This is a genomic window from Hansschlegelia plantiphila, assembly GCF_027922265.1.
Taxonomy (GTDB): domain Bacteria; phylum Pseudomonadota; class Alphaproteobacteria; order Rhizobiales; family Methylopilaceae; genus Methylopila; species Methylopila plantiphila.
In genome coordinates, this window is sequence record NZ_BSFI01000022.1 from 139455 (window position 1) to 154053 (window position 14599).

A 14599-nucleotide genomic window follows, 5' to 3' on the forward strand; every position below is an offset into this window, starting at 1 on the left:
CAAGATCACTTGACCTTGGTCTCCTTGAAGTCGACGTGCTTGCGCGCGACCGGATCGTACTTCTTCAGCACCATCTTTTCGGTCTTCGTGCGCGAGTTCTTGCTGGTCACGTAGAAGAAGCCGGTGTCGGCCGTGCTCAGCAGCTTGATCTTGATGTTGGCGGCTTTCGCCATGGCGGAGAACCTCGGGCGGGCGGGCGTGAAACGCGCCGCAGTCTGGAATTCGAGCGAGGGCGCAACCTACTCACACGCAGCGTTGTGTCAAGGACTCCGGCGCCGGATCGCAAGCATCACGGCGTAGGAGCCGAGCAGCAGCGCCATCGCCAGCGGCGCGCCATGCGGATTCCACACGTCGAAGCCCGCCCCGAGCATCGGAGGGCCCACAAGCATGCCCAGCGCGTACATGACCACAAAAGCGGCGTTCGCCGTCGCGAGGTCGACGCCTGCGAAGCGTCCGCCGATCAGCGCGAGCCCGATCATGTAAAGGCCGGAGACGATTCCGCCCCACGCCGCGAGCATCAAGTAGAGCGCGATCGGCCATTGCGCGACCAGAGGAATGGCGGCCGCGCCGATCGCGCCAACGACGCCGATGAGCAGCAGCAGGCGAGCGCGGTCCATGCGGTCGCTGAGAATGCCGAGGGGCACCTGGCAAAGCATGTTGCCGAGCGCGATTGCGGCGCCAAGCAGGGTGGCGCTCGCCGGATCCAGGCCGACCCGCGTCCCGTAGAGCGGCAGAAAGGTGAAGCCGCCTGTCTCGATCGCGCCGAAGACGAAGCCGGCGAAGGTCGCCGCCGGCGCGAGCCGGATGAAGAAGATCACGCCGCGGCCTGCTTCCGGTCGTTCGATCCGGGGCGCGGAGCCGCCGGCCGCGAACACCGGCCCCGCCGCCGCCGCGAACAGGCCGGCGCAGATCGCGTAAGGGGCGAAACTGGTGAAGCCGGTTGACGCGACGATCGCCGGTCCGAGCGCAAATCCCAGCGACAGCGCGGTTCCGTAGAGGCCCATGACCAGGCCGCGCGACTTCGGCGGCGCCAGCGCGTTGATCCAGAACTCCGAGACGACGAACAGGACCGCGAACGACGCCCCGAACAGGAAGCGCAGCGGGAACCACAGCCACAGCGGTTCGACAACGTAAAAGGCGAGGATCGTGACCGCGCCGACGGCGAGCGCCCCGAACAGCAGCGCGCTCACGCCGACGGTCGCCGCGGCCCACGGGATGACCGGCGCGACGGTCAGCACCGCAAGCCCCGCAAGCGCCGTGTTAAGGCCTATCAGCGAACCGGAAGCGCCGCGCGTCTCCATGGAAAGCGCGATCAGCGGAATGGACAGGCTGAGGCTGACGCCTGCCAGCGTGATGCATGCGATGGCGGCGGCGATGCCGAGGCGGTCGCCGCTGGCGGTTGTTGAAATGGACTGGTGGGACATGACGCCGTGCCAAGAGCACAGCCCGCGAATTAACGCCAGCCCTCTCGCGGGAGGGCTGATCGGTTCACGTCAGATCAGCTCGCGTTCCGACTTCGAGCCCTGGCGGTAAAATGGCGTTGGAAGGTCGCGCTCCAGGCCGTCCTCCAGACGCTTCTCGAGGTCCGCCAGCACCATCCGGGTGATCGCCGGCAAATCCAGGGCGCGCGCGTCCTTGAGGCTGACCCAGACCATTTCGACGAGCTCGGCATCGGCGGTCACGACGTCGGGCAGGGTCTTCGCGATCAGCGCGGAATCGGCTGCGAAGAAGCGCGTATCGAACCGCCGTGGACGTCCCGGGGGCGTCACTGCGCGGGCCACGAAATGCAGACCTTCGAGAGATGGAAACACACCGCCTTCGGCGAACGGCCGCCAGGCCTCGCTCCGGGGGTTGAATCCATCGGTATCGGTCTCGCCGATCAGCAGGCCGGTCTCCTCCGCAAGTTCGCGGATGGCGGCGAGCCCGTAGGCTCGCGCCCGGGTGATGGAAGGGCGGGCGACGTTCGCCTGGAGGCGGCGCTCGACATGCGGCGCATAGGCGCCGGCGATGTTCACCAGGCCGTCCTCGCGCTCGACCCGGCCGCCGGGGAAAACATATTTGCCGGGCATGAAGCGCAAGCCTTCGTGGCGCTTGCCCATCAGCAGTTTCGGCGTCCGGCGCGACCTGTCGATCACGATCAGCGTCGCGGCGTCACGGATCGGCTGACGCTTTGGCGCTGACGCCTTGTCGACCACGGCTTCGGCCGCGCTCATTCCGGCCGGGCGGGGCTCAGTCCGCCGTCCTTCGACGGCAGCTCGTCGGATTCTCCGCCGAAGCCGTGCATCCTCAGCGCCCATTGCATCCCGATGAGGGCGCCCTTCACTGGCGGCAGCAGCGCGAGCGACATGATGATCGTGAGCGGCAGCCACAACGCCATGTGCAGCCACACAGGCGGGTGATAGGCGACTTCGACCGCGAGGAGGGCGCTGATCACGACGTGGCCGACGATGAAGATGACGACGTAGGGCGGAGCGTCGTCGGCGCGCTGATGGTGCAGCTCCTCGCCGCAATCGGGGCAGACCGGCGCGACCTTGAGGTAGCCCGAATACATCCTGCCGTCGCCGCATCGGGGGCAGCGGCACATCAAACCGCGCAGCATGGAGCGCCCGACAAGACGCTCCTCGGCCGGCTCTCCGGCTATCGCCTGAACGCTCACCTGCGACCTCCCTTGCGGCTGTCGGCGGGCTTCTTCTTGGCCGACCCCGACGGTTTAGACCCTCGTCCGGCCTTTTGCGAGGCGGCCGTCCGGCGCACGCCACGCTTCCCGCGGCCGGTCGGCTTTCCCTCGCGGCCTTCCGACAGCATTTCGAACCGGAGCGCTCCCGCCACCGGCGCGGCGTCGATCAGCCTGACATGAACATGGTCGCCGAGGCGGAAGCTTTCGCCGGTCCGCGTTCCCACCAAAGCGCGCGCAGCCTCGTCGTGGGCGAAATAATCCTCGCCCAGCGTCGCTGCGGGGATGAAGCCGTCGGCGCCGGTCTCATCGAGCTTCACAAACAGCCCCGATCGCGTGACGCCCGCGATGCGGCCGTGGAAGCTTGCGCCGACCTGGTCTGCGAGGAAGTGCGCGATCAGCCTGTCGACGGTCTCGCGCTCGGCCGCCATCGCCCGGCGCTCGGCGGCGGATATCCGGGCCCCGATCTCGCCCAGGGTCTCGGGCGTCGTCCCGTCCGGCAGGCCGTCGCTTCCGAGATCCAGCGCCCGGATCAGCGCGCGGTGGACGATGAGGTCGGCGTAGCGGCGGATCGGAGAGGTGAAATGCGCGTAGCGGCGCAGGTTCAGCCCGAAATGCCCGTAATTGTCGGCGGCGTACTCCGCCTGCGCCTGCGTGCGCAGCACGACCTCGTTGATCAGGCTTGCGTTCTCCGTGCCCTCCATGCGGGCGAGGATGCGGTTGAAGTGCATCGGCCGCAGGTTGCCGGACTGAGCGAAGTCGATGTCGAGCGTCTTGAGCAGTTCGCGCAGCGCGGTCAGCTTCTCGAGCGACGGCGCGTCGTGGACCCGGTAGACGAGCGGCGTCCGCTTCGACTCGAGCGTCTCGGCGGCGGCCACGTTCGCCTGGATCATGAACTCCTCGATCAGACGATGGGCGTCGAGGCGCGGCGGCACGATCACGCGGTCGACCGAGCCGTCCGGCTTCAGCAGCAGCTTGCGCTCGGGCAGATCGAGATCGAGCGGACCGCGCCCGTCGCGCGCCGTCTTCAGCGCGGCGTAGGCCGCCCACAGCGGCTGAAGCACGGTCTCGAGCAGCGGCCCCGTCGTTTCGTCCGGCGCGCCGTCGATGGCCGCTTGGGCCTGGTTGTAGGAAAGCTTGGCCGCCGACTTCATCATCACGCGGTGGAACGAGTGGCGGATCTTCCGGCCGTCCTTCGCAAGCCACATCCGGACCGCCAGCGCAGGCCGGTTTTCCTTCTCACGCAGCGAACAGAGATCGTTCGAGATCCGCTCGGGCAGCATCGGAACGACGCGGTCCGGGAAATAGACAGAGTTGCCGCGGTCGAGCGCTTCCCGGTCGAGCGCGGAGCCCGGCCGGACATAGGACGCCACGTCTGCGATCGCGACGGTGACGATGTGCCCGCCGGAATTGTCTGGATCGGGGTCGGGCTCGGCGTGGACGGCGTCGTCGTGATCCTTGGCGTCGGCCGGATCGATCGTCACGAGCGGCAGCCGCCGCCAGTCCTCGCGGCCGCGCATCGTGGCGGCGGGCGCGGCCTCGGCTTCCGCCAGCGCGGCGGCGGAGAACACGTGAGGGATGGCGTGAGCGTGGATCGCGATCAGGCTCACCGCCCGCTCGCTCTTCAGCGAGCCGAGGCGCTCGCGGACGCGGGCGCCGGGCATGCCGTAGCGGCCCTGCTTGACGATGTCGGCCGCGATCAGGTCGCCGTCGACGGCGCCGTTGGCGTCGCCCGGTCCGATCGTAAGCTCGCGGCCGGCGTTGCGCTTGTCGACCGGAACCAGCCGTCCGGAGCCGTCAGGCAGCGCGCGGAAGACGCCGAGCACCCGTGCGGACTGCTTCGACAGGACCTTGACGACACGTCCCTGATGGCTCGGACCGCCGGGCTCAACCTCTTCGAGCGGCTCCGCGCGAACCAGCACCCTGTCGCCAACGCCCGCGACGAGGTCTGGCTTGCGGTTGCGGGAGGGGACGTCGACCAGGATCTTCGGGGGAGCGCCGTGCTCCTCCTCGTCCCATTCAACCGGGACCGCAATCAGTTCGCCGTCCCGGTCGCGGCCGATGACGTCGGCGAGCACGATCGAGGGCAGGGCGCCGGCGCGGCCCAGCCGCTTGCCGCGGCGGTCGACCACGCCCTCCTCCTGAAGCTCGTGCAGCATGCGCTTGAGCTCGACGCGCTCCGCGCCGGAAATCCGGAAGGCGCGCGCGATCTCGCGCTTGCCGACCTTGCCGCCTTCCGCCGCGATGAAGGCGACCAGTTCCTCGCGCGACGGCAGCCCGCGAGAGACGGGGCGAGGCGAGGGCGCGGCGGCGGTCTTCAGGCGGCGTGCCAAGTTCTGCTGACCTTCATGGTTGAGCCCCGGCGCGTTCGTGAAACGCCGGGCGCTATTTCTCGCCGCCGAGGCGGCCGAGAAGCGCGACCACCGCCCGTTCGATGCTCATCCGGGGATTCGCCTCGCAATAGTCGTCGAGCCACTTCAGCACGCCGTCGCGATCCATGCTCGCCTTGGTCATGATCGCGCCGCCGCGTTCGAATCCGGCGCCGGTCAGAAAACCGTGCGCCCAGGTCTCGTAAGCCGCGCGCTGAACCTTGTCGGAGCTCCGTTTGGCGTCGACCCACGCCGCGCATCGCTCGGCCCCGATCCCCCAGACCACATAGGACTGCGCGCTAGCCGCCGACGACCAGAGCGCCGCGGCGGCCATTGCCATGGCGGCGAGTGCGCCTTGTCTCATAGCAGCGTTCCCCTGAGCTTATTCAGCCGCGCGTTTCGCGGTCTTCGCCGGCTTCTTTGGCGCGGCCTTCTTGGCCGCCGGCTTTTTCGCAGGAGCGGCCCTGCGCGCCGGCTTCTTCGCCCCGCCGCCGCTGGCGGCCTTCGCTTCGATCACCTTGAGCGCCTCGTCGAGCGAAACCGTCTCCGGGTCGACGCCCTTCGGCAGGGTGGCGTTGATCTTGCCGTGCTTCACATAAGGTCCGTATTTGCCGGCGTGCACGGTGACGGGGCCGCCGTCCGGATGGTCGCCGAGCGCCCGGCCCGCCGGAGAGCCGCCGCGTCCGCCGCGTTTCTCCTTCTTCTCTGCGAGCACCGAGACCGCGCGGTTGAGGCCGACCGAGAACACCTCCTCGGCCGAATCGAGGTTCGCGTAGACGCCGTCATGGCTGACGTAAGGGCCGTAGCGGCCGATATTCGCCTCGATCGGCTTGCCGTTCTCTGGATGCGGGCCGACCAGGCGCGGAAGTGACAGCAGCTTGAGCGCCGCCTCGAGATCAAGCTCGGCGGCGGACCAGCCCTTCGGCAGCGAGGCGCGCTTCGGCTTCTCCTTCTCGACGGGCTCGCCAAGCTGGACGTAAGGGCCGAACCGCCCGGCGCGCAGCGTCACCTGGAGCGAGGTCTCCGGGTCCGTTCCCAGCACCTTCACGCCGTCGGGGCCGGCGGCCGAGCCTTCCTCGCCCTCGGGCTCCCCGCCGAGCGGGCGGGTGAATTTGCATTCGGGATAATTCGAGCAGCCGACGAAGGAGCCGTATTTGCCGAGCTTAAGGGACAGCTTGCCCGTCCCGCAGGTCGGGCAGACGCGCGGATCCGAGCCGTCCGGCTTCGGCGGGAAGACATAGGGGCCGAGGATTTCATTGAGCGCGTCGAGCACCTCGGTGACGCGCAGCTCCTTGGTCGCGTCGACCGCGCCGGTGAAGTCCCGCCAGAACGCGCGCAGAACCTCTTTCCAGTCGAGCTCGTGGTTCGAGACCTTGTCGAGCTGCTCCTCGAGGCTCGCCGTGAAGTCGTATTCGACGTAGCGGGAAAAAAAGCTCTGGAGGAACGCGATCACCAGCCGTCCCTTGTCGTCGGGGACCAACCGCTTCTTGTCGAGATTGACGTATCCGCGATCGCGGAGCACGGCGAGCGTCGCCGCATAGGTCGACGGCCGTCCGATGCCGAGCTCCTCCATGCGCTTCACAAGCGCGGCTTCGGTGTAGCGCGGCGGAGGCTCGGTGAAATGCTGGGTCGAGGCGACGGGGCCGACGCGCTTCAGGGCGTCGCCGCGCGCCATTGCGGGCAGGCGCTTCGCCTCCTCGTCGTCCTCGTCGTCGCGGCCTTCCTGATAGAGCGCGAGGAAGCCGTCGAAGGTGACGACCGTGCCGGTCGCGCGCAGCTCGATCGCGCGGCCCGATCCGGTCGCGGCGATGTCCACGGTGGTGCGCTCGACCTCGGCCGATTCCATCTGGCTCGCGACGGTGCGCTTCCAGATCAGCTCGTAGAGCCGCGCCTGCTCGTCGTCGAGGCGTTTCGCCATCTCCTTCGGCGTGCGCTGCGGATCGGTCGGACGCACGGCCTCATGGGCCTCCTGCGCGTTCTTGGCCTTCACCATGTATTTGCGCGGCGCGCCGGGCACGTAGCGGGCGCCGTAGTCCGAGCCGATCAGCGAGCGCACGGCCGTGACCGCGCCGGGGTCCATGTCGACGCCGTCGGTCCGCATGTAGGTGATGAGGCCGACCGTCTCGCCGCCGATGTCGACGCCCTCGTAAAGCCGCTGGGCGATTTGCATCGTGCGGTTGGGAGCAAGACCGAGCTTGCGCGAGGCCTCCTGCTGCAGCGTCGAGGTCGTGAAGGGCGGCTGCGGATTGCGCCGGCCGGGCTTCGCCTCGACCGACTCGACCTTGAGGTCGGAGGCCTCGATCGCCTGCTTCAGCGCGGTCGCGGTCGCCTCGTCAGGAACGTCCAGCCGGCCCAGCTTCTTGCCGTCGGCGGAGGAGATGCGCGCCTCGAACGATTCGCCCTTCGGGGTCGAGAGGCTCGCGATCAGCGACCAGTATTCGCGCGGCGTGAAACGCTCGATCTCGGCTTCGCGATCGCAGACCAGCCGGAGCGAGACCGACTGCACCCGTCCTGCCGACCGCGCGCCGGGCAGCTTGCGCCAGAGCACCGGCGAAAGCGTGAAGCCGACGAGGTAGTCGAGCGCGCGGCGGGCGAGATAGGCGTCGACCAGCGCGACGTCGATCTGGCGCGGATTCTTCATCGCTTCGAGAATCGACTGCTTGGTGATCGCGTTGAAGACGACGCGCTCGATTGGCTGGTCCTTCAGCGCCTTCTTCTGCCGCAGCACCTCCAGCACGTGCCACGAGATCGCTTCGCCTTCGCGGTCCGGGTCGGTCGCGAGGATCAGGCGGTCGGCGGCCTTAACGGCGCGCGCGATCTCGTTCAGCCGCTGGGAGGACTTGCCGTCGACCTCCCAGAGCATGTGGAAATCCGCCTCGGGATCGACCGAACCATCTTTCGCCGGAAGGTCGCGGACGTGGCCGTAGGAGGCGATAACCTCATAATCCGAGCCGAGATATTTGTTGATCGTCTTCGCCTTTGCTGGCGATTCGACGATGACGACGCTGTGCATGAGGAGGGAGCCTTTCGCCGGCCGTGCTGCCTTCGGCGGCGGCGGGAAAATGGGAGAGCGCTCGAGGCGTGTCAAATGAGGGTCGAAACGGCGCCTTTCGAGGCTGGTGTAAAAAGCCGGGTTGCACCGATAGCCAATGTACAATCTAAGGTATATTTTATGGGTTCGGCACAACCATATGGGGCGGACTCGTGCACAAGACCGGCGACCCTCGGCCGTGGGCTAAAACGGATCGCGAAGAGATCGCGGCCTACGTCGCCTCCCTCGCCAGCGACCTGCGCGAGCTTGCGCGCCGGAGCGATCTGCCGACGCTCGCTTACCTGCTCGACATGGCGCGCCTTGAGGCGGAATCGGCCGCGCGTCAGAAGACCGGCGACTCAGACCCAGTCTTCGGCCGGTCGTAGGCGGACCCGGCCGCCGGCGTGACGCTCGATCCGGCCGGCGAGCTCCAGTTCGAGCAGCACGATCTGGACGGTGCGGGCGTCGGCGCCGGACTGGCGTACGAGATCGTCGACCAGGGCGGGGGAGGGGCCGAGCAGTTCGACGACGCGCGCCCGGTCGTCGGCCGCCGGCTCTTCGTTGTCGAAGCCCGCCGCCTCGGCCTGCGCCAGCGAGATCGGCTGAGGGGGAGGCTCGCCGCGGTCGATCAGCGGAGCGAGCGCCTCGATCACGTCGTCGGAGCGCGTGATGAACGTCGCGCCTTCCCGCAGCAGCGCGTTCGAGCCTTCGCAGCGCGGGTCGAGCGGCGATCCGGGCGCAGCCATGACCTCGCGGCCCATCTCAGTGGCGAGCCGCGCCGTGATGAGCGAGCCCGATCGCACCGCGGCCTCCACGACGACGACGCCGAGCGACATCCCGGCGATGATCCGGTTGCGACGCGGAAAGTCGCGACCGCGCGGTTGCCAGCCCATCGGCATTTCCGAGACGAGCGCGCCTTCCGCGCAGATCCTGTTCGCGAGGTCGGCGTGCTCGGGTGGATAGAGGCAGTCGAGGCCGCCGGCGAAGACGGCGACCGTCCCGGTGCTGACGGAGGCCGAATGGGCGGCCGCATCGACGCCGCGCGCGAGGCCGGACACCACCACCCAGCCGGCGCCGCCGAGCTCCGCCGCCAGCCGTGTGGCGAAGGACCGGCCTGCCGACGACGCATTGCGGCCTCCCACGATCGCGACCATCGGACGGTGGAAAACTCCGGCGTGACCGGCGACCGTGAGCAGCGGCGGCGCGCCGTCCGCAGCCGCGAGCGCCGGAGGATAATCGGGCTCCCCAAGCGCGATCAGGCGGGCCCCGCGCGCGACGATCTCGGCGATTTCATCTTCGGCCCGTGCGCGGGCGCAGATCACCCCGCTCCGGCCGCCGCGCCGCGCCAGTTCAGGAAGCGCCTCGAGCGCCGCGACCGCTCCGCCGAAATGGTTGACCAGGCTGCGGAAGGTGTGGGGACCGACGTTCTCCGACCGGATGAGCCGGAGCCACGCGATCCGTTGCTCGTCGCCCAGCCGGACGGCCACGGCGGCTCAGCGTCCGCCGGACGCAGCGGGACGCTGTCCGATGCGGCTTTCCTTGCCTGCGAGCAGGCGGGTGATGTTCTCCCAGTGCAACGCCCACAACACCACGCTCAGTCCGACGAAGACCAGCGCCAGAGGCTCCGGCGCCCAGATCGCAAGGACGACGGGCGCGATCGCGCTCGCGGCGAGCGCCGATGCCGAGGAGTAGCGGGTGACGGCTGCGACCGTGATCCAGACCACCGTGAACAGGAGCGCGACGGGCCATGCGACGCCGATCAGCGCGCCGAGATAGGTCGCGACGCCCTTGCCGCCCTTGAAGCGAAGCCAGATCGGGAAGACGTGGCCGACGAAGGCCGACGCGCCCGCGACGATGCCTGCCGGCTCGCCCCACAGGTGGTTCGCGATGAGCACCGCCGCCGTAGCCTTGAGGGTGTCGCCGAGCAGCGTCAGCACGGCGAGCTCTTTTCGTCCCGTACGCAGCACATTGGTGGTGCCGATGTTGCCGGAGCCGATCTTGCGGACGTCTCCGCCGCCGCCGGCGTAGGTCACGATGACGCCGAATGGGATCGAGCCGAGGATGTAGCCAAGCGCGACCGCGAGCAGCAGGGACGACATTGCCGTTGGCTTCTTTTCTGCCGCGCTATCCGCAGCGGCGCCGATACGTTGTTGGCGTGTCCGAGAAGATTGGTAGCCTAAGCGTAGGTGTAGACTGTCTCGCCTGCAACGATGGTCCTCAACACGCGTCCTTGAAGACGCGCGCCGTCGAACGGCGTGTTCTTGGACTTCGATCGGAGCCGGTGGGCGTCGAGAACCCATGGCGCGTCGACGTCGACGACGACGAGGTCCGCAGGCGCGCCGACCGCGAGCGAGCCGCCGGGCAGGCCGAGCAGGGCGGCCGGACGGGTCGACATGGCGGCGAGCAGGCGGCCGAGCGGCACGTCGCCGGAGTGCACGAGCCGCAAGCCGGCGGCAAGCATGGTCTCCAGCCCGATCGCGCCATCCTCGGCTTCGGCGAAGGGACGGCGCTTGGTCTCGACGTCCTGCGGGTCGTGACCGGAGACGACGACGTCGATCAGGCCGTCGGCGAGCCCCTGCACGAGGGCGCGGCGGTCGTCTTCGCTGCGCAGCGGCGGCGCGAGCTTGAAGAAGGTGCGGTATTCGCCGACGTCGTTCTCGTTCAGCGTGAGATGCGCGATGGAGGCGCCGCAGGTGACCGCCGCGCCCGCCTTCTTCGCCCTGGCGACGATATCGAGGCTTTCCGCGCAGGTGATCAGGCTCGCGTGGTAGCGGCATCCGGTGAGCGTCGCGAGGCGGACGTCGCGCTCGAGGATCAGCGCTTCCGCCGCCTTCGGACGCCCGGGCAGACCGAGCCGGGTTGCGAACTCGCCCTCGTTCATCGCGCCGCCGGCGATCAGGTCGGAATCTTCGGCGTGGCAGCAGACCAGCGCGCCGAAATCGCGCGCGTAGGTCATCGTGCGGCGCATCACCCGGGCGTTCGGGATCGAACGCGGACCATCGGAGAAGGCGACCGCGCCAGCCTCGAGAAGAAGGCCGATCTCGGTCATCTCGTGGCCGGCGAGCCCCTTGGTCAGCGCGGCCATCGGATAGACGTTGACGCTCGCCGTGTCGCGGGCGCGGCGTTTCAGATAGTCGACGATTTCCGGAGCATCGACCGGCGGGGTCGTGTCGGGGCGCGTGACGATCGTCGTCACGCCGCCTGCGGCCGCGGCGTCGCTCGCGGTCGCGATGGTCTCGCGGTGCTCCGCGCCAGGCTCGCCAACGAAGGCGCCGAGATCGATCAGGCCGGGTGCAAGCGCCGCGCCCCGGCAATCCACCATTTCGGCGCCGCCCTCGGTCCGGAGCTCGCGGCCGAGCGCCGCGATCACGCCGCCCTCGACCAGCAGCGAGCCGACCTCATCGAGCCCGCTCGCGGGACAGACGAGCCGCGCGTTGACGAACAGCGTTCGGGCGGGGGCCTCAGTCATTGGGCAAATGTCGCGAGAGCGCCTCGAGCACGGCCATACGGACGGCGACCCCCATCTCGACCTGGTCGCGGATCAGCGATCGCGGCCCGTCGGCGACCTCGGACGCGATCTCCACGCCGCGGTTCATCGGGCCCGGATGCATCACCACCGCGTCCGGCGCGGCGTAAGCGAGCTTCGCCGCGTCGAGCCCGAAATGCGCGAAATACTCCTTCACCGAGGGCACGAAGGAGCCGTTCATCCGCTCGAGCTGCAGTCTGAGCATCATGACGACGTCGGCGCCCGCGAGCCCTTCCCGCATGGTCCGGTGCGCGGTGACGCCGAGCCGCTCGACGCCTTCCGGAAGCAGGGTCGAGGGAGCGACGACGCGGACCCGGGCGCCGAGCGCATTCAGCAGGATGATGTTCGACCGCGCCACGCGGCTGTGAAGCACGTCGCCGCAGATCGCGACCGTCAGGCCCTCGATCCGGCCCTTGGCGCGCTTGATGGTGAGCGCGTCGAGCAGCGCCTGCGTCGGATGCTCGTGCGCGCCGTCGCCGGCGTTCACCACCGAGCAATCGACCTTCTGTGCGAGCAGGGCGACGGCGCCGGCGGCGTGGTGGCGCACCACGATGATGTCCGGCCGCATGGCGTTGAGGGTCGCCGCGGTGTCGAGCACCGTCTCGCCCTTCTTCATCGACGAGGCGCCGACCGACATGTTCATGACGTCGGCGCCGAGCCGCTTGCCCGCGATCTCGAAGGACGACTGAGTCCGGGTCGAATTTTCGAAGAACAGGTTGATCTGGGTGCGGCCGCGCAACGTCGAGCGCTTCTTCTCGACCTGGCGACTGAGCGCCACCGCCTCCTCGGAGGCTGCGAGCAGCCCCTCGATCTCAAACGCCGACAGCCCCGCCACGCCAAGCAAATGCCGGTGAGGGAAAACGAACGGCGGGCTCGGCTCGGGGCGCATCAAGGTCGGTCTCTTAAGCCCAGGGCGACATGCGCGGCAAGCGCGCAGGCCATCTTGTCCACGGGCGTGAAAATCCCATGTCTCATTTCGAGAGGCTCGTCGGGTCGTGGCGCGACGCCATGGCCCGAAAAACGCGACGTCCGGCTTCGCAGGATATGGCGGACGTTCGTCAGGAGGTTGTTCGATGACATCCTTGCACAATGCAATAATCGCCGGCGTTTCCGCCCTCGGTCTGGGAGCGGCGACGCTCCCTGCGGAGGCCGCCTCGCCATCGTCCGGCAAGACGATCGCTGGCGTGAACTACAGCGACATCCAGCCCGTCGCCTTCCGTGGCGGTCATGGAGGCGGACACGGCTGGGGCGGCGGCGGCGGTCGTGGCTGGGGCGGCGGTCACTACGCCGGCCGCGGTTGGGGCGGCGGCGGTCGGCACTGGGGCGGCGGCGGATGGGGCGGCCCGCGCTACGGCTATTACCGTGGCTACCGCCATCATAACTACGGCGGGTACGCCGCGGCCGGCATCGTCGGTCTCGCCGCCGGAGCGGCTCTCGCCGGCCCTTATGGCTATGGATACGACGACGACTACTATGACCGCGGCGGTTACGGCGGCCGCTATGGCTACAGCCGGGCCTACTACGGCGGCGCGGAGTGCCAGGTCATCACCCGGGGCCGCGACTATAACGGGCGGCCGGTCCGGGTGATCCGCTACCGTCCCTGCTGAGGTCGGAACAGAGGCGGCGGGCTCCGCCGCCTCTTTTTTCAGCCGATGGGCGGGGCGCTGAGGTTTCGCCGGATCGTCGACAGGCGGTCCAACGCGCCCTGAAGGATATAGGCCGCCGCCAGTCGGTCCACCTGCTCCGCGCGCTTCTTCCGGCTGGTGTCGAACGAGATCATCAGGCGCTCCACGGCGGCCGTCGACAGGCGTTCGTCCCAAAACCCGATGGGCAGATCGGTTCGCCGCGTCAGATTGCGCGCGAAAGCGCGCGTCGCCTGGGCCCGCGGGCCCTCGCTGCCGTCCATGTTGACGGGAAGACCGAGCACGAAGCCCGCGCATCGCCGGCTTTCCGACAGCCAGAGCAGCCGGTCGACGTCCGCCGTGAACCTGGTGCGGGCGATGGTCTCCAGCGGCGATGCGACCGTGCGGCCGGGATCGGAGACCGCCACGCCGAGCGTCTTGGTGCCGAGATCGAGCCCGGCGATCGACCCGACCGGCGGCAGAGCGGCGCAGAAGGTCGTGAAATCGTCGAACACTGAGGTCATAACCGCGTTCGCCTAGCACGCCGGATGCGGCTTCGGCGAATGCGCGTCACGCCGTTCCGCTTGCTTCCGGCGGGCGACCGCTTAGTTGTTCGCACGCACTCGCAACCGGACAAGGAACACGCGCCCTCATGCGAATCACCTGGTACGGCCACTCCGCCTTCAAGCTCGAGTTCGGCCCGAGCGTGGTCCTGGTTGACCCCTTCCTCGACAATGGGGTGTTCAAAGGCGACAGGACGGCCGCGACCGCGGGCACGACCCACATCCTGCTGACGCACGGCCATTTCGATCACGTCGGAGAAACGGTCGAAATCGCCAAGCGAACAGGCGCGACGCTGGTCGCGGACTTCGATCTCGCGCAGTGGATCGGCGCCCAGGGCGTGGAGAAGCTCGAGCCAATGAACACGGGCGGCTCGATCGTGCTCGGCGGCTTCCGGGTGACGATGACGCAGGCGTTCCACTCCTCCGGCAAGCTCGACAATGGCGTGTCGCACTATCTCGGCGACCCGCACGGACTGATCATCGCTCCGGAAGGCGAGGACGAACCGGTGGTCTACGCCATGGGCGACACCGGCATCTTCGGCGACATGAAGCTGATCAACGAACTTTATGCGCCGACCGTGGGCTTCGTGCCGATCGGCGACCGCTTCACCATGGGCGCGAAGACCGCGGCCTACGCATGCCGCCACTTCTTCGACTTCGACACGGTCGTGCCCTGCCATTATGGCACGTTCCCGCTGATCGATCCGTCCGCCGACCGCTTCGTCGAGCTGATGGACAGCGTGCGCGGCACCACCGTGAAGGTTCCGGGCGTCGGCGAGTCGTTCGAAACCGAATCCTGATCGGGCGTTCCTCC

At 68.6% G+C, this 14599-nt stretch carries 15 protein-coding genes; 3 read left to right on the plus strand and 12 right to left on the minus strand.

The window, feature by feature from the left end; all coding sequences use genetic code 11:
• Nucleotides 1-5 precede the first annotated feature (5 nt).
• The 7 genes from rpmG to topA all read right to left on the minus strand — a co-directional run bounded on the left by rpmG (nucleotide 6) and on the right by topA (nucleotide 8056).
• Complete coding sequence (gene rpmG / locus PKE75_RS16200) at nucleotides 6-173, minus strand: 50S ribosomal protein L33 (RefSeq protein ID WP_271169780.1); 168 nt, start codon at nucleotides 171-173, stop codon at nucleotides 6-8.
• Between the two features lie 87 nt (nucleotides 174-260).
• Nucleotides 261-1424, minus strand: coding sequence for an MFS transporter (locus tag PKE75_RS16205; protein ID WP_271169781.1), 1164 nt, complete (start codon nucleotides 1422-1424; stop codon nucleotides 261-263).
• A 69-nt stretch (nucleotides 1425-1493) separates the two neighbouring features.
• Complete coding sequence (locus tag PKE75_RS16210) at nucleotides 1494-2213, minus strand: NUDIX hydrolase (RefSeq protein WP_271169782.1); 720 nt, start codon at nucleotides 2211-2213, stop codon at nucleotides 1494-1496.
• Complete coding sequence (locus PKE75_RS16215; RefSeq protein WP_271169861.1) at nucleotides 2210-2599, minus strand: DUF983 domain-containing protein; 390 nt, start codon at nucleotides 2597-2599, stop codon at nucleotides 2210-2212. The genes PKE75_RS16210 and PKE75_RS16215 overlap by 4 nt, the downstream gene beginning before the upstream one ends.
• A gap of 53 nt (nucleotides 2600-2652) precedes the next feature.
• The gene (rnr, locus tag PKE75_RS16220; RefSeq protein WP_271169783.1) at nucleotides 2653-5007 is read right to left on the minus strand and encodes a ribonuclease R; all 2355 of its coding nucleotides are present in this window, start codon (nucleotides 5005-5007) and stop codon (nucleotides 2653-2655) included.
• Nucleotides 5008-5059: 52 nt separating this feature from the next.
• Nucleotides 5060-5383: a hypothetical protein gene (locus PKE75_RS16225; protein WP_271169784.1), complete on the minus strand. Its 324-nt coding sequence runs from the start codon at nucleotides 5381-5383 to the stop codon at nucleotides 5060-5062.
• 42 nt (nucleotides 5384-5425) lie between these two features.
• Nucleotides 5426-8056, minus strand: coding sequence for a type I DNA topoisomerase (gene topA / locus PKE75_RS16230; RefSeq protein WP_271169785.1), 2631 nt, complete (start codon nucleotides 8054-8056; stop codon nucleotides 5426-5428).
• Nucleotides 8057-8247: 191 nt separating this feature from the next.
• Between topA and PKE75_RS16235 the strand changes: the two genes are divergently transcribed.
• Nucleotides 8248-8460, plus strand: coding sequence for a hypothetical protein (locus PKE75_RS16235; protein ID WP_271169786.1), 213 nt, complete (start codon nucleotides 8248-8250; stop codon nucleotides 8458-8460).
• Here PKE75_RS16235 and dprA read toward each other — a convergent pair.
• From dprA to PKE75_RS16255, 4 genes are all read right to left on the minus strand, one after another.
• Nucleotides 8434-9561, minus strand: coding sequence for a DNA-processing protein DprA (gene dprA, locus PKE75_RS16240; protein WP_271169787.1), 1128 nt, complete (start codon nucleotides 9559-9561; stop codon nucleotides 8434-8436). The two genes, PKE75_RS16235 and dprA, sit on opposite strands and share 27 nt — an antisense overlap.
• Before the next feature lie 6 nt (nucleotides 9562-9567).
• Nucleotides 9568-10173, minus strand: coding sequence for a glycerol-3-phosphate 1-O-acyltransferase PlsY (plsY, locus tag PKE75_RS16245; RefSeq protein WP_271169788.1), 606 nt, complete (start codon nucleotides 10171-10173; stop codon nucleotides 9568-9570).
• Nucleotides 10174-10250: 77 nt separating this feature from the next.
• Nucleotides 10251-11543 (minus strand): dihydroorotase, encoded by a 1293-nt coding sequence (locus PKE75_RS16250; RefSeq protein ID WP_271169789.1) that lies wholly within the window; start codon nucleotides 11541-11543, stop codon nucleotides 10251-10253.
• Nucleotides 11536-12489: an aspartate carbamoyltransferase catalytic subunit gene (locus tag PKE75_RS16255; RefSeq protein ID WP_271169790.1), complete on the minus strand. Its 954-nt coding sequence runs from the start codon at nucleotides 12487-12489 to the stop codon at nucleotides 11536-11538. Before PKE75_RS16255 ends, PKE75_RS16250 begins: the two co-directional genes overlap by 8 nt.
• A 184-nt stretch (nucleotides 12490-12673) precedes the next feature.
• Between PKE75_RS16255 and PKE75_RS16260 the strand changes: the two genes are divergently transcribed.
• On the plus strand, nucleotides 12674-13207 hold the full coding sequence (locus tag PKE75_RS16260; protein WP_271169791.1) for a hypothetical protein: 534 nt from the start codon (nucleotides 12674-12676) through the stop codon (nucleotides 13205-13207).
• A 38-nt stretch (nucleotides 13208-13245) separates the two neighbouring features.
• Here the strand turns inward: PKE75_RS16260 and ruvX are convergent, their stop codons facing one another.
• Nucleotides 13246-13746, minus strand: a complete 501-nt coding sequence (gene ruvX / locus PKE75_RS16265) for a Holliday junction resolvase RuvX (RefSeq protein ID WP_271169792.1) — start codon at nucleotides 13744-13746, stop codon at nucleotides 13246-13248.
• Between the two features lie 128 nt (nucleotides 13747-13874).
• Here ruvX and PKE75_RS16270 point away from each other — a divergent pair, with 128 nt between their 5' ends.
• Nucleotides 13875-14585 carry a metal-dependent hydrolase gene (locus tag PKE75_RS16270; RefSeq protein WP_271169793.1) on the plus strand — a complete coding sequence of 237 codons (711 nt, stop codon included), beginning with the start codon at nucleotides 13875-13877 and terminating at the stop codon, nucleotides 14583-14585.
• The last annotated feature ends 14 nt before the right edge of the window (nucleotides 14586-14599 follow it).

Excerpts from the sequence above, each read along its gene's own strand:
- PKE75_RS16215 (WP_271169861.1), bottom strand. The coding sequence starts at position 2,599 with ATGCTGCGCGGTTTGATGTGCCGCTGCCCCCGATGCGGCGACGGCAGG.
- PKE75_RS16205 (WP_271169781.1), bottom strand. The coding sequence starts at position 1,424 with ATGTCCCACCAGTCCATTTCAACAACCGCCAGCGGCGACCGCCTCGGC.
- ruvX (WP_271169792.1), bottom strand. The coding sequence starts at position 13,746 with ATGACCTCAGTGTTCGACGATTTCACGACCTTCTGCGCCGCTCTGCCG.
- PKE75_RS16270 (WP_271169793.1), top strand. The coding sequence starts at position 13,875 with ATGCGAATCACCTGGTACGGCCACTCCGCCTTCAAGCTCGAGTTCGGC.
- topA (WP_271169785.1), bottom strand. The coding sequence starts at position 8,056 with ATGCACAGCGTCGTCATCGTCGAATCGCCAGCAAAGGCGAAGACGATC.
- PKE75_RS16210 (WP_271169782.1), bottom strand. The coding sequence starts at position 2,213 with ATGAGCGCGGCCGAAGCCGTGGTCGACAAGGCGTCAGCGCCAAAGCGT.
- rpmG (WP_271169780.1), bottom strand. The coding sequence starts at position 173 with ATGGCGAAAGCCGCCAACATCAAGATCAAGCTGCTGAGCACGGCCGAC.
- PKE75_RS16260 (WP_271169791.1), top strand. The coding sequence starts at position 12,674 with ATGACATCCTTGCACAATGCAATAATCGCCGGCGTTTCCGCCCTCGGT.
- plsY (WP_271169788.1), bottom strand. The coding sequence starts at position 10,173 with ATGTCGTCCCTGCTGCTCGCGGTCGCGCTTGGCTACATCCTCGGCTCG.
- PKE75_RS16225 (WP_271169784.1), bottom strand. The coding sequence starts at position 5,383 with ATGGCAATGGCCGCCGCGGCGCTCTGGTCGTCGGCGGCTAGCGCGCAG.
- PKE75_RS16250 (WP_271169789.1), bottom strand. The coding sequence starts at position 11,543 with ATGACTGAGGCCCCCGCCCGAACGCTGTTCGTCAACGCGCGGCTCGTC.
- PKE75_RS16255 (WP_271169790.1), bottom strand. The coding sequence starts at position 12,489 with ATGCGCCCCGAGCCGAGCCCGCCGTTCGTTTTCCCTCACCGGCATTTG.